A 14,099-nucleotide genomic window follows, 5' to 3' on the forward strand; every position below is an offset into this window, starting at 1 on the left:
TACTTCCGAAATCTGCCATCTGCAGTTTCTTTCAGCTGTTTTGACAACATCAAAACTCACTACAAGTAGTAAGTATATAGGAAAAATGATTTTTCGTCAACCAATTCTTGCATATAAATATGATATATCGTGATTTTTGTTGATTTAAATGTGATTTTTTGAATTTTTGTTTTTCATTTCATGCATTTTTCCATTTCAATGCTTTTCAAAAAGAGTAGATCAGATTTATATGCAGCATATTTTCTTTTCTCCTGCAGTATGTTTTGCTCTTCTGATAATCGAGTAGGCTGACTCCTACTCGATTCGTATACTTTGTACACTATCTCGCTTAACAGCCAGGTGATGTACATTCGCCAAGTACAGATTCTTGTGCAAGCACAAATCTGTACTTGGCTCATCGTATACACAAAACACCCGGAACCATTTTCATGATTCCGGGCAAATATATTTACTATTTTACTAATAATGATTTTCCAGTCATATCTGCTGGCTGCTGCATTCCCATCAGCTCGATCAGCGTCGGAGCGATGTCTGCAAGGCATCCGCCTTCACGAAGCTTATATGCAGGATCTGCATTTACAAGAATGAACGGAACCGGGTTCGTTGTATGAGCGGTAAATGGTTCTCCTGTCTCTTCATCGATCAGCTGTTCTGCATTTCCGTGGTCAGCGCAGATAAACATCTGTCCACCAACTTCTTGCACTGCATCAACTGCTTTTCCTACACATTCATCAACAGCTTCAATTGCTTTGATCACTGCTGCTTCTACACCGGTATGGCCAACCATATCCGGGTTTGCAAAATTAATTACGATTACGTCGTACTTGTCCGCTTTGATTGCATCTACAAGCTTGTCACATACTTCATATGCACTCATCTCCGGCTTCAGATCGTAAGTTGCAACCTTAGGCGATTTGACAAGGATTCTGTCCTCTCCCTTGTTCGGTTCTTCTACTCCACCATTAAAGAAGAAGGTAACATGTGCATATTTCTCTGTCTCGGCGATTCTTGCCTGTGTCATGTTGTTTGCTGCAAGAAATTCGCCAAATGTATTCGTGATGCCTTCTTTTACAAATGCAACCATTTTATTTGGAATTGTCTCATCATACTCTGTAAAACATACATAAGTTGTCTTGATACGTTCTCCTCTGTCAAATCCGTCAAAATCATCCGCACAGAATGTTCTGGTGATTTCTCTTGCTCGATCCGGGCGGAAATTAAAGAAGATCACAGAATCTCCGTCTTTTACAGTTGCAACCGGTGTACCGTTTTTTGTCACTACAAATGGTACTACGAATTCGTCAGTTACTTCTTTGTCGTAAGAAGCCTGGATTCCTTCTGTTGCTGATGCTGCTGTGTCACCTTCGCCGCGTGTAAGTGCTGCGTATGCTTTTTCTACACGGTCCCAACGGTTGTCACGGTCCATTGCATAGTAACGTCCGGAAACACTTGCAACTTCACCTACACCGATTTCTTTCATCTTTGCTTCTAACTGTTCAACATATTCTTTTCCAGATGCCGGAGGTGTATCACGTCCGTCAAGGAAGCAGTGAACATATACTTTGTCCAGCCCCTGTCTCTTTGCAAGTTCCAAAATTCCATAAATATGTGTAATATGACTGTGTACACCACCATCAGATACCAGTCCCATCAGATGAAGAGCTGTACCGTTCTTCTTCGCATTTTCACAGGCTGCAAGAAGTGCCTTATTTTCAAAGAAATCGCCATCAGCGATTGCTTTTGTGATCTTGGTGAGCTCCTGGTAAATAATACGTCCTGCACCCATATTCATATGACCTACTTCCGAGTTACCCATCTGACCGTCCGGAAGTCCTACAGCAAGTCCGCTTGCATTTCCTTTTACAAACGGATATTCAGCCATTAATTTATCCATAACCGGTGTGTTTGCCTCTGCAATACCGTTGCCTTTCTTTTCATCTCTCAGACCGTAACCGTCTAAGATCATCAAAACTGTTGGTTTTTTACTCATCGTCTTACACTCCTTCATTTTGTCTTAAAGCGTTTGATTTCTCTTTCAGTTAAATATTGTACATGATTTTATATATGCTTGCAAGCACTTGTTAAAACTTTGACAGCTGAAAAACGCAGGCATTTCTGCCTGCGCCTTGGTATAATTGACTATTTCCAGTTTACAATCTTACCAAAATCTGGTTTTAAAGAAGCACCACCTACAAGTCCACCATCGATATCCGGCTGAGCGAATAATTCCGGTGCTGTAGCTGCATTTACAGATCCGCCGTACTGAATACGGATTGCTTCTGCTGTAGCTTCATCATAAACTTCAGCGATACATTCACGGATAGCTTTGCAAACCTCCTGAGCCTGCTCTGTTGTAGCTGTCTTACCGGTTCCGATTGCCCAGATTGGCTCATAAGCGATAACTGCTGTCTTAGCCTGATCTGCTGTTACATTCTGGAATCCAACTTTAACCTGCTGACGGATGAAGTCCATTGTCACACCCTGTTCACGCTGTTCAAGAGTTTCTCCACAGCACATGATCGGTGTAAGTCCGTGTTCAAATGCTTTCAGCATCTTTTTGTTCACAGTCTCGTTTGTCTCTGCGAAGTATTCTCTTCTTTCAGAGTGTCCGAGAACAACATATTTAACACCAGCATCTGTAAGCATGTTCGGAGAGATTTCTCCTGTGTATGCACCTTTTTCTTCAAAGTACATATTCTCTGCTCCAACCTGGATGTTGCTTCCTTTTGCAGCTTCTACAACCGGAATGATATCGATTGCCGGTACGCAGAATACCACGTCAGCCTCTTCTGTCACAACCAGAGATTTGAGTGTATTCACAAGCTCTACTGCCTCTGAAGGTGTCATATTCATTTTCCAGTTACCTGCAATAATTTTCTTTCTTGCCATTGCAATAATCTCCCTTATTTTATCTTAATTACAGACGCTGCTTATTTATCGTTAGCAGCTGCTACACCTGGCAGTTCCTTACCTTCAAGGAATTCAAGGGAAGCTCCGCCACCTGTAGAGATGTGAGTCATCTTGTCGCCGTATCCGAGCTGGTTAACTGCTGCTGCCGAATCACCACCACCGATGATTGTTACTGCATCTGTCTCAGCAAGTGCTTTTGCGACTTCTTCTGTTCCTTTTGCAAAGTTCGGCATCTCGAATGCACCCATAGGTCCGTTCCATACAACTGTCTTTGCATCTTTTACAGCGTCAGCATAGATCTTGATTGTCTCTGGTCCGATGTCAAGTCCTTCCCATCCTTCCGGAATTTCGCCAGCTTTAACAACTTTGATATTTGCATCATTTGAAAAATCATCTGCAATTACGTTGTCTACCGGAAGAAGGAGTTTTACGCCTTTGTCTTTAGCTTTCTGAATCATGTTCAGTGCATATTCACAGTAATCTTCTTCAAGAAGAGATTTTCCAACGGTTCCGCCCTGTGCTTTGCTGAATGTATAAGACATACCTCCACCAATGATCAGAGTGTCTACTTTATCGATCAGGTTTTCGATTACAGAAATCTTGCTTGAAACTTTAGCTCCACCAAGGATTGCAACGAACGGTCTTTCCGGATTGTTTACTGCATTTCCAAGGAAATCGATTTCTTTCTGCATAAGATATCCTACAACTGCTGTATCAACATATTTGGTAACACCAACGTTAGAGCAGTGTGCACGATGAGCTGTTCCGAATGCATCGTTTACGAATACATCACAAAGAGAAGCGAGTTCCTTAGAGAATTCATCTCCGTTCTTTGTTTCTTCTGCTCTGTAACGTGTATTTTCAAGAAGGATTACCTCTCCATCTTTCATAGCTTCAACTGCTGCTTTTGCATTTGGTCCTACTACTTCAGGATCTGCTGCGAATTTTACTTCCTGTCCGAGAAGTTCTGAAAGTCTTACTGCGACCGGTGCAAGAGAAAGCTCCGGTTTCGGTTCTCCCTTCGGTTTACCAAGATGTGAGCAGAGGATTACTTTTCCTCCGTCAGCGATCAGTTTCTTGATTGTAGGAAGTGCTGCAACAAGACGGTTCTCGTCTGTGATCTTTCCATCGATCAGAGGTACGTTAAAATCGCATCTTACAAGGACTTTTTTCCCTTTTACATTGATATCATCTACAGATTTTTTGTTAAGCATAATCCTGCCTCCTGTTTACATTTCGTTTAAATGGGATGTGCCCGGGCATATCCCCGTGCTGAGCGCAGTCGCTTGCGACAATCTGCGTTTTCGCACGAATACGCATTTTGAGCACATAGTGCCCTTTATTTAACAGGAAGCTCCATCAGAATTTCCTGTTAAATAAAAGGGTCCGGTCCATGTAGACCGGACCCTTGCTTGAGCCTATCTCTGGAATATTCCAGTAAGAATCAATTCAGCCTGTCCAAACAAACGTTACGGATTAAAGTAATGTTCCGAAGTGTTTGATTGTTCTTACCATCTGGCTTGTGTAAGAGTTTTCGTTGTCATACCAAGAAACAACCTGTACTTCTGTTGTTCCGTTATCAAGCGGAAGTACCATTGTCTGAGTAGAATCGAAAAGAGAACCAAATCTCATTCCTACGATATCGCTAGAAACGATCTGATCTTCGTTGTATCCGAATGATTCGTTAGAAGCTGCTTTCATAGCTGCGTTGATCTGTTCTACAGTAACTTCACCTTCAACTACTGCTGTAAGGATTGTTGTAGATCCTGTAGGGGTTGGTACACGCTGTGCAGATCCGATAAGTTTTCCGTTAAGTTCCGGAATAACAAGTCCGATTGCTTTAGCTGCTCCTGTGCTGTTAGGAACGATGTTAACTGCTGCTGCACGAGATCTTCTCAGATCACCTTTTCTCTGTGGTCCGTCAAGAGTCATCTGATCACCTGTGTAAGCATGGATTGTGCACATGATACCAGATTTGATCGGTACAAGATCATTAAGAGCCTTAGCCATTGGTGCAAGACAGTTTGTTGTACAAGAAGCTGCAGAAATGATTGCGTCATCTTTTGTAAGCTGTGTATGGTTTACATTGTAAACGATTGTAGGAAGGTCATTTCCTGCCGGTGCAGAAATGATAACGTGTTTAGCACCTGCATCGATATGTGCCTGAGCTTTTGCTTTAGATGTGTAGAATCCTGTACATTCAAGAACTACATCTACTCCGATTTCTCCCCATGGAAGTTCAGCTGCATTAGCTTTAGCGTAGATTTTGATTTCTTTTCCGTCTACTGTGATGGAGTCTTCTCCAGCAGATACTTTATCAGCTAATTCATATTTTCCCTGTGTTGAATCATATTTTAATAAGTGAGCCAGCATCTTAGGAGATGTAAGGTCGTTGATTGCTACGATCTCAAATCCCTCTGCTCCAAACATCTGTCTGAATGCAAGACGTCCAATACGTCCAAATCCATTGATTGCTACTTTTACTGCCATGATTTAGTCCTCCTAAAGATAAATTGTATTACTGTATATAACAGTTACATTTTTCTTGATAAATCTTATCATTGTTTAAGATTTATCAACTGTAATTTATTGTACTAAATTCAGAACAAAAATTCAATCCCCTTTTTTCACTTTATTTTTCTGAAAACCGGGGCCCTTTTTATGAATTCTGCATAATATTTAAAACCACATGCTTCGAGAATATTGTCAACTATGTTAAAATCATACCCTACATGCTCTGGTTTATGTGCATCTGCGCCGACGGTGATGATCTCTCCCCCCAGCTTTTTGTATCTTTTTAACACATCCGGATGCGGGTGTGCAAAAGGAAGGCCATACTTCAGTCCTGCCGTATTGACTTCCAGCCCTTTTCCGTGTTCAATAAGATACCGCAGGATTTCATCTATTTCATCCGCAAATCTGCCGTAAGAATATTCCTGTTCCCGATGTTTTCCATAGCGTACCACATAATCCAGATGTCCGAGCACATCAAAATCCGCTACAGCCCTGATATCGGCTATTGTCTCCCGAAGTGCCATCCGGTAGGCCTCTTCATCCGAAATTCCCTCAAAGAACTCGGGATAATAAGGATCCTTCCCACCAACCACATGCATGGATCCGATCACAAAATCATACGGATTTGCCGCGGTAAATGCTTTTGCTTTCTTCGCAAGGTGTGGCTGAAGTCCAAACTCCACACCGATCCGGATATCCAGCTTCTCTTTATACTTTTCCTTCAGTGCTCCAAGCTCTTTAAAATAGGTTTCCGGATCAAACACAAATTCAATATCATCACAAAAATAATCAATATCTTCATGATCCGTAAAACAGATTGCTTCCAGTCCTTTATCGATTGCTGCAAGAACCATATCTTCCGGTTTTGCCTCTGAATCTCCGGAAAAATAAGTGTGCATATGGCAGTCCGCTCTCATATTTTGCCCCCTTGTCATTCTTCATGTGTAAATCCACCCGGCTTTCCCGCAAATCATTTGTTGGATTGCAGTACGGTCCCAATATACCAAAAAACAGAACAATTCTGAGCTATCCCAGAATTGTTCCGCCTCCAAGTACATAATCTCCATCATACAGTACCAGTGCCTGCCCCGGTGTAACCGCTCTCTGCGGTGTCTCAAAGATGCACTCTATCTCATCTTCTCCCGTTTTGCGGACTGTGCACCAGTCCCCTTTATGGTTGTATCTGATTTTGGCAAATACGCGCATCTCACCTTCCAGATCCTCTACTGTCATAAAGTTCGGCTTATTTGCACGGACCCGCGTCGTCATCAGATCTTCATTCGTCCCTATCACAACTTCATTCGTATCCGGACGAATCTCAAGCACGAATGCCTGATACCCAAGAGAAAGTCCAAGTCCTTTTCTCTGTCCGATCGTATAGTGGATGATTCCTTTATGCCGTCCCAGGATCTTTCCGTCCGGTGTTACAAAATTACCTTCCGGGATTTTCTGGTTACTTTCTTCTTCAATAAAAGATGCATAATCGTCATCGGATACAAAACAGATATCCTGACTGTCCGGTTTGTTCGCAATCTGCAATCCGATCTCTTTTGCGATCTCGCGTATCTGGTCTTTTTCGTATTCACCGACAGGCATCAGCGTTCTTCTCAGCTGATCTTGGGTAAGATTATAAAGCGCATAGGTCTGGTCTTTTGACCAGGTTGCCGAATGCCGGATCGCATAGCGTCCGTTCGGCAACTGTTCTACTCTCGCATAGTGACCTGTTGCAATATAGTCTGCTCCGATCTCCATGCTCCGTGTAAGAAGAGATTCCCATTTTACATAACGGTTACACGCAATGCACGGATTTGGTGTCCGGCCATGCAAATATTCATCCACAAAATAATCGATTACCTTCTCCTGAAAATCCTTCTTGAAATTCATCACATAATACGGAATGCCGATCTGTGCCGCAACTTTTCTGGCATCATCTACCGCGCTGAGTCCACAGCATCCGCCGTTTTCTTCCTGTATTTTCGATTCTTCGTCCTGCCAGATCTGCATCGTCACACCGATCACATCATATCCCTGTTCTTTTAGAAGATATGCCGCTACCGATGAGTCGACACCACCTGACATTCCGACTACCACTTTCTTTTTTGCCATTCTCTTTTCTCCTGCAGAAAATTCTAATACTCTTCCTCTTCTGCTTCTTCACCTTCACTGATATCGTTCTTCGGCTTCTGGAGTCCTTCGATCTTGATCCCGTGCTTCTCTGCATAATCCCACAGCGCTGCATGGATTGCCTCCTCTGCCAGTAAAGAACAGTGTACCTTAACCGGCGGCAGTCCGTCAAGTGCTTCCATAACGGCTTTGTTTGTTACCTGCATTGCTTCTGAAATATGTTTTCCCTTTACAAGTTCTGTCGCCATACTGCTTGTTGCAACAGCCGCGCCACATCCGAATGTCTTAAATTTTACATCATTAATAATTCCGTTATCATCAATATCAAGGTAGATTCTCATGATATCACCACATTTGGCGTTACCAACAGTACCCACTCCGCTTGCGTTCTCGATTTCTCCCATATTACGTGGATGCTGAAAATGATCCATTACTTTCTCTGTATACATTGTAAATTCCTCCTAAAGCTGTATTTTCTATTGAATTATTTATTCTGTTTTTTTGCAAAATCTTCATAAAGCGGTGACATTCCGCGTAAATCGCTTACGATTGTCTTAAGCTGATCTACTACATAATCAATGTCTTCTTTTGTGATCTCTTCATTCAGAGTCAGGCGCAGAGATCCATGCGCAATCTCGTGCGGCAGTCCGATTGCAAGAAGTACATGAGATGGATCAAGAGATCCGGATGTACATGCAGATCCACTGGATCCACAAATTCCTGCCATATCAAGACGGATCAGCATAGATTCGCCCTCAATGAAACGGAAGCAGAAGTTTGCGTTATTTGGCAGACGGTCTGTCGGATGTCCGTTCAGCTTAGTGTACGGGATTTCTTCCATCACACGTTTGATCAGATAATCTCTCATCTCGCGCTCTTTTGCTGTACGTTCTTCCATCGTAGCGATAGCACGTTTTGTTGCTGTACCGATTCCAACAATACCCGGAACATTTTCTGTACCTGCACGACGTTTTCTTTCCTGTGCCCCACCATGAACGAAGGAACGGATCTTCACGCCTTTTCTGATATAGAGGAATCCGATTCCTTTTGGTCCGTTCAGCTTGTGTCCGCTGGCACTTAACATATCAATATGACATTCATCTACATTGATCGGGACCTGTCCGAAAGCCTGTACGGCGTCTGTGTGGAACAGGATACCATGTTTGTGAGCGATCTCACCGATCTCTTTGATCGGTTCAATTGTTCCGATCTCGTTGTTTGCATACATTACAGAGATCAGGATGGTATCCGGGCGGATTGCTGCTTCCACATCTGCCGGATTTACTTTTCCGTATTCATCCACATCAAGATAAGTCACTTCAAGCCCACGTTCTTCCAAATAAGCTGCTGTATGCAGGATCGCATGATGTTCGATCTTGGTTGTGATAATATGTTTTCCTTTATTCTGATAAGCCTCAGCGGTTGCTTTGAGTGCCCAGTTGTCAGACTCTGATCCGCCGGCTGTAAAATAAATTTCGTTGCTCTTTGCACCGAGTGCGGTTGCGATTCTTTCTCTCTGTTCTGCCACGACATCTTTGTTATGGGATGCGAAGCTGTAGATCGCAGAAGGATTGCCATACTGCTCTGTAAAATATGGCAGCATCGCTTCCAGAACTTCTGGTGCAGTTTTTGTTGTTGCTGCGTTATCCAAATAAATTAATTTACTCATCTTTTTGTCCTTCTTTCTTTATTTCTTTATTCATTTCCACAAGGGTATTTATCATAATACTGTCTACCGTCTGTGCCATGCTTTCATTGACTTTCTTCCAGACATATTTCGTGATACAGCTGCCCTGGATCTCGCAGCTGTCTTCCGAATGAAGTGCTGCACAAGTCGCAGGTTCCAGGTCTCCTTCAAGTGCTCTGAGTACATCACCAACAGAAACTTCCGCCGCATCCTTTGCCAGCCGATATCCTCCTCCCGCTCCACGGATACTCTTGACAAGACCTGCCTTTTTCAGCTTCGCCATGAGCTGTTCCAGATATCGTTCCGATATCTCCTGCCTGGCTGATATACTGCTGATGGAAACCGGTTCTTCTGCGCCATAACACGCAAGATCGATAAAGGCGCGCAAACCATAACGACCCTTCGTTGAGATCTTCAATCCATCACCTTCTCTTTATTTTTATATCCCACTGTTTTACTAGGATTTCTTGCAAATTGAGAATATCACCTCTGTTATGTTCTGTCAAGGCTCTTTCTTGCATATATTTTAAAACAAAAATGCCTTTGGAGCTGCTATGTCACAAAAACATTTTCTCCTGAAAGGAACTTTTATCCTTACTGTAGTCGGCATTCTCACCCGTGTAATGGGATTTTTTTACCGTATTTTTCTCAGCAGATCTTTCCCTGCAGAAGAAATCGGTCTGTATCAGCTGATTTTCCCTGTCTACACACTTGCTTATGCTGCAACTTCAGCAGGGATCGAGACGGCTCTGGCGCGCCTGGTTGCCGCCTCTTCTGCAAAAAAGCAGTCTGCAAAAGCTTATTCTTACCTGAAAGCAGCACTGCTTTGTTCTCTTTTTCTTTCCATCTGCTGTCTTTTTCTGTTGCAGAAAAATGCTGTTTTCCTCACCACAGTCATACTTGGTGATTCCCGATGCGCCTCTCTCATCTTCCTGATAGCATATGCACTTCCATTTGCAGCTCTGCACAGTTGCAGCTGTGGTTACTTTCTGGGGCTCAAGCAGATCCGGCTTCCTGCCCTCTCCCAATTATTTGAACAGCTGGTCCGGATCTTTTTTGTTATCTTCCTCTATACAGCCGATGCTCATACCGCTTTTACACCATCTGTCGCAATTGCTGTCCTCGGAATTGTCGGTGGTGAAATTGCAGCCGCTTTTCTTTGCATCCATAAGCTCAGAATTGCCGGGCAACCTTTATCCCCACACCGGGAGCCGGCTCTTTCTGCTGTTCCTCCCCTGCTTTTTTCTGCCCTTCCACTGACCGCAAGCAGAGTCCTTCTGAATCTTTTTCAGAGTCTGGAAGCAATTTCTATTCCACTTGCCCTGCAAAAGTATGGAATGAGTATCTCCGCTTCTCTTAGCACCTACGGAATTCTGACCGGAATTGCCCTTCCCTGCATTTTATTTCCATCTGCCCTCACCAATTCCATCTCCACAATGCTCCTCCCCGAAGTTGCCAGTATGCCGGATGCTCAGAAAAAGCATGCTCTTCCGCAGCTTTTACGGAAAGTTATTTTTTTCTGCCTGTTTCTTGGTTTTGCCTGCCTGCTATTTTTCTTTACCGCATCCGGCTTTATCAGCAGACGGATCTTTCATACACCAGAAGCCGGAAATTATATCTTAACACTAGCATTTATCTGTCCTTTTCTCTATAGTAACACCGCATTGATCAGTGTGTTAAATGGTCTGGATCTTGCCGGAAAAACTTTTCTGATCAATCTGTTCAACCTGACAGTACGAATCTGTGGTGTTCTGTTTCTGATTCCGCAGTTCGGGATTCTTGGCTATCTGTGGGCACTGCTTGCAAGCCAGCTTCTTACATTTGGCTGCTGCATGTTTCTCCTGATAAAACAAGGGCGATAAAAAACGGCAGAAAGTCCTCTTTACCGAATTGTTCAGTAAGAGGACTTTCTGTCATTTTCTATCACCTAACGCTAAAATGTGGCTGAACACATTCCTGCTATGTAAGAACCTTCACAAACCAGCGGACAATCCCAGGGTTTAAATATACCTCAGACAAAATTCCCGCCACGATCATCATAACAGTAAATCCTGTTTTTGTTCCATTCCATTCACTTTGCGGATAACGATAATAATACCGGATCAATAGAAGATATGCCGGTACATAAAAAATATATTGCGGGAAAATACCGGCAATACACAACAGCATTCCGCAAAGACCCATCCTTAAAACTGCCGCCACAGACAGTATCCCTGCTGCAAAGCCTGTCCAAAGGAGAATTCCGGCTGCTGTCAGTCTGCGAAACCCCAGATTTGCCACACAGACCGCTAACGCCAGAGGCATCACTCTCCATCTGAGCAGGTACCACAGGTAATCTTCATTTATGATTTTCACCTGTGTATACTGATTTAGAAAATATTCATGGAAAATCCCAGTCATCGTAACATAATTTTTCGCAATAAAATTAGCATATAAGATACCCATTCCAAAACCGATCAGATATAGCATGGGCAGCTGATATTTCTTCCGATAAAATTCCACATTCCGGCCTCCAATAATTTCACATAGTTCATTATATGACCGGAGTTGTCAATTATGCGTTCACTTTATCTGTTATACTTTGCATCATAGGCAAGGATAGCAGCTACAGTCTTGGAATCTTCAATCTTTCCTTCAAAGATCATCTGCTTCAATTCTTCAACCGTATGTGCCTCTACATTCACAAATTCATTCTCATCCAGATGCTGATGGGTACGGATCAGGTTTCGTGCCACATAAACTTCGATTTTTTCGTTGCAAAGTGCTACAGTTGTTCGAAGCGTGATCAGCCATTCCAGATCATCACTGTGATATCCGGTCTCTTCTTCCAATTCTCTTGCCGAACAGTCTCGTCCCGGTTCATCCGCTTGGTCCAGCCCTCCTGCCGGAAGCTCCAGTGTAAAGCGATCCAGTGCATTCCGGTACTGTCTTACCATCAGGAGTCTGCCGTCATCCATCACAGGGATCACAGCAGCAGCCCCTTTGTGGTGAATATAGTCCCACACCTCATGATTTCCATTGGAAAACTCCATATAATCTTTGTATACATCAACAATTGTTCCCTGATATACTCTTTCTCTTTTTACACGTTTGATTTCTTTTTTCATCCGTTTTCCACTTCCTTTTCACACAACTACGAGAAACACGCTCCGCGAGTTTCTCAAGTTATCGCGGCAGTCGCCAAGGTCTCGTGCAAGCGCGGACTTTGGCTCGTTGCTCGCGTAAATTAAATACAGCCATCCAAAAGACCGAATCTTTTGGACGGCTGTCGTTTTCTGATTATCGTGTTATTTAGCATAATCTGTAACACGGGATTCCCGGATTACATTTACTTTAATCTGACCTGGATATTCCAATTCATATTCAATCTGTTTTGAAATATCTCTTGCCAGCAATACCATATCATCATCAGATACTTGTTCTGGAACTACCATTACGCGAATCTCTCTACCCGCCTGAATAGCAAATGACTTCTCAACCCCTTTAAACTGGTTGGTAATATCTTCTAACTGTTTTAATCTGTTTGTGTATGTCTCCAAGGTTTCTCTTCTTGCACCTGGTCTTGCAGCCGAAATCGCATCTGCTGCCTGAACAACGCCTGCAATCAGAGACTGTGGTTCTACATCACCATGATGTGCTTCTACCGCGTTGATAATAAGCGGCGACTCTTTGTATTTTCTACAAAGGTCTACACCAATCTGAACATGTGAACCTTCTACATCGTGATCGATCGATTTACCGATGTCATGTAAAAGACCTGCACGCTTTGCGATACGGACATCCAGCCCGATCTCGCCCGCAAGCAATCCGGATAGCTGAGCAACCTCGATTGAATGCTTCAGTGCATTCTGACCGTAGCTCGTTCTGAACTTCATACGTCCAAGAAGACGAATCAGTTCTGGATGGATGCCGTGTACACCAACTTCAAGTGCTGCTGCCTCTCCTTCTTCGCGCATCATAGTCTCTACTTCTTTCTGCGCTTTTTCAACCATCTCTTCGATTCTTGCAGGATGGATTCGTCCATCTACGATCAAACGCTCCAGTGCAATTCTTGCCACTTCTCTTCGGATTGGATCAAATCCGGAAAGAACAACTGCCTCCGGAGTATCATCAATAATAAGCTCTACTCCTGTCAGTGTCTCAAGAGTACGGATATTCCGTCCCTCTCGTCCGATAATTCTACCCTTCATCTCGTCACTTGGAAGCTGAACTACCGAGATCGTAGTTTCAGCCACATGATCTGCCGCACATCTCTGGATTGCGGTGACAACATACTCTTTCGCCTTCTTGTCAGCCTCTTCCTTTGCACGTGTTTCAAGCTCTTTCACCATCTTGGCAGTGTCATGTTTCACATCTTCTTCAACAGTTTTTAATAGATAATCCTTTGCCTGTTCGGAGGTAAGTCCTGAGATTCTTTCTAGTTCCTGTACTCTTTTCTGGCTGAGTTCTTCAACTTCAGCCTCCCGCTGCTTCATCGCTGTCTCTTTTGCAGTAAATGCAGTCTCTCTCTGCTCAATTGCCGCAGATCTCTTATCCAGAGATTCTTCTTTTGAAAGTACACGCTTTTCATAACGCTGAAGTTCAGCTCTGCGTTCCTTAGTCTCTTTTTCAAGTTCATTCTTTGTCTTGATGGACTCTTCCTTTACTTCCAAAAGTGCTTCCTTCTTCTTTGTCTCTGCTGTCTTCAAAGCATCATCAATAATTTCTCTTGCTTTTACATCAGCGTTCCCAATCTTAGAATTTGCATCGTTCTTCAACTTGGAAACAGTAACAAAATAAGTAACCGGCATTACTACTATAAGCGTAACAACTACAGCAATAATTATAGGTATCAGCACAGGAGCACCTCCTTATTTAGTTTTCA

Annotated in this window: 13 protein-coding genes; 1 reads left to right on the forward strand and 12 read right to left on the reverse strand. The window is 43.2% G+C overall.

Annotation, left to right across the window (positions count from 1 at the left end; translation table 11 throughout):
- Window positions 1–451: 451 nt before the first annotated feature.
- The 9 genes from gpmI to PGW42_RS00310 all read right to left on the reverse strand — a co-directional run bounded on the left by gpmI (window position 452) and on the right by PGW42_RS00310 (window position 9,653).
- Window positions 452–1,990, reverse strand: coding sequence for a 2,3-bisphosphoglycerate-independent phosphoglycerate mutase (gpmI, locus tag PGW42_RS00270; RefSeq protein WP_117556684.1), 1,539 nt, complete (start codon window positions 1,988–1,990; stop codon window positions 452–454).
- 149 nt (window positions 1,991–2,139) lie between these two features.
- Complete coding sequence (gene tpiA / locus PGW42_RS00275; protein WP_008372272.1) at window positions 2,140–2,889, reverse strand: triose-phosphate isomerase; 750 nt, start codon at window positions 2,887–2,889, stop codon at window positions 2,140–2,142.
- Between the two features lie 41 nt (window positions 2,890–2,930).
- The gene (locus tag PGW42_RS00280) at window positions 2,931–4,124 is read right to left on the reverse strand and encodes a phosphoglycerate kinase (RefSeq protein ID WP_022220114.1); all 1,194 of its coding nucleotides are present in this window, start codon (window positions 4,122–4,124) and stop codon (window positions 2,931–2,933) included.
- A 262-nt stretch (window positions 4,125–4,386) separates the two neighbouring features.
- Window positions 4,387–5,400, reverse strand: coding sequence for a type I glyceraldehyde-3-phosphate dehydrogenase (gene gap / locus PGW42_RS00285; protein WP_008372277.1), 1,014 nt, complete (start codon window positions 5,398–5,400; stop codon window positions 4,387–4,389).
- A gap of 137 nt (window positions 5,401–5,537) precedes the next feature.
- Window positions 5,538–6,341, reverse strand: a complete 804-nt coding sequence (locus PGW42_RS00290; protein WP_055248292.1) for a histidinol-phosphatase HisJ family protein — start codon at window positions 6,339–6,341, stop codon at window positions 5,538–5,540.
- A gap of 109 nt (window positions 6,342–6,450) precedes the next feature.
- Window positions 6,451–7,530, reverse strand: coding sequence for a tRNA 2-thiouridine(34) synthase MnmA (gene mnmA, locus PGW42_RS00295; RefSeq protein ID WP_270203105.1), 1,080 nt, complete (start codon window positions 7,528–7,530; stop codon window positions 6,451–6,453).
- Between the two features lie 23 nt (window positions 7,531–7,553).
- Window positions 7,554–7,997 carry a Fe-S cluster assembly scaffold protein NifU gene (nifU, locus tag PGW42_RS00300; protein ID WP_008372281.1) on the reverse strand — a complete coding sequence of 148 codons (444 nt, stop codon included), beginning with the start codon at window positions 7,995–7,997 and terminating at the stop codon, window positions 7,554–7,556.
- A gap of 35 nt (window positions 7,998–8,032) precedes the next feature.
- Window positions 8,033–9,217, reverse strand: a complete 1,185-nt coding sequence (nifS, locus tag PGW42_RS00305) for a cysteine desulfurase NifS (RefSeq protein WP_270203104.1) — start codon at window positions 9,215–9,217, stop codon at window positions 8,033–8,035.
- Window positions 9,210–9,653 (reverse strand): RrF2 family transcriptional regulator, encoded by a 444-nt coding sequence (locus PGW42_RS00310; protein ID WP_055260503.1) that lies wholly within the window; start codon window positions 9,651–9,653, stop codon window positions 9,210–9,212. Before PGW42_RS00310 ends, nifS begins: the two co-directional genes overlap by 8 nt.
- 136 nt (window positions 9,654–9,789) lie before the next feature.
- On the opposite strand from PGW42_RS00310, the gene PGW42_RS00315 reads away from it, so the two are divergent.
- Window positions 9,790–11,097, forward strand: coding sequence for an oligosaccharide flippase family protein (locus PGW42_RS00315; RefSeq protein ID WP_270203103.1), 1,308 nt, complete (start codon window positions 9,790–9,792; stop codon window positions 11,095–11,097).
- Between the two features lie 97 nt (window positions 11,098–11,194).
- Here PGW42_RS00315 and PGW42_RS00320 read toward each other — a convergent pair whose 3' ends face one another.
- The 3 genes from PGW42_RS00320 to rny form a co-directional block, all read right to left on the reverse strand.
- Window positions 11,195–11,737: a stage II sporulation protein M gene (locus PGW42_RS00320; protein ID WP_243002775.1), complete on the reverse strand. Its 543-nt coding sequence runs from the start codon at window positions 11,735–11,737 to the stop codon at window positions 11,195–11,197.
- 65 nt (window positions 11,738–11,802) lie between these two features.
- Window positions 11,803–12,342 (reverse strand): NUDIX hydrolase, encoded by a 540-nt coding sequence (locus PGW42_RS00325; protein WP_008372292.1) that lies wholly within the window; start codon window positions 12,340–12,342, stop codon window positions 11,803–11,805.
- Between the two features lie 180 nt (window positions 12,343–12,522).
- Window positions 12,523–14,073: a ribonuclease Y gene (gene rny, locus PGW42_RS00330; protein ID WP_008372294.1), complete on the reverse strand. Its 1,551-nt coding sequence runs from the start codon at window positions 14,071–14,073 to the stop codon at window positions 12,523–12,525.
- Window positions 14,074–14,099: the final 26 nt, after the last annotated feature.

The organism is Coprococcus sp. TM115-187, assembly GCF_027679115.1.
GTDB classification, from domain to species: Bacteria; Bacillota; Clostridia; order Lachnospirales; family Lachnospiraceae; genus Allocoprococcus; species Allocoprococcus comes.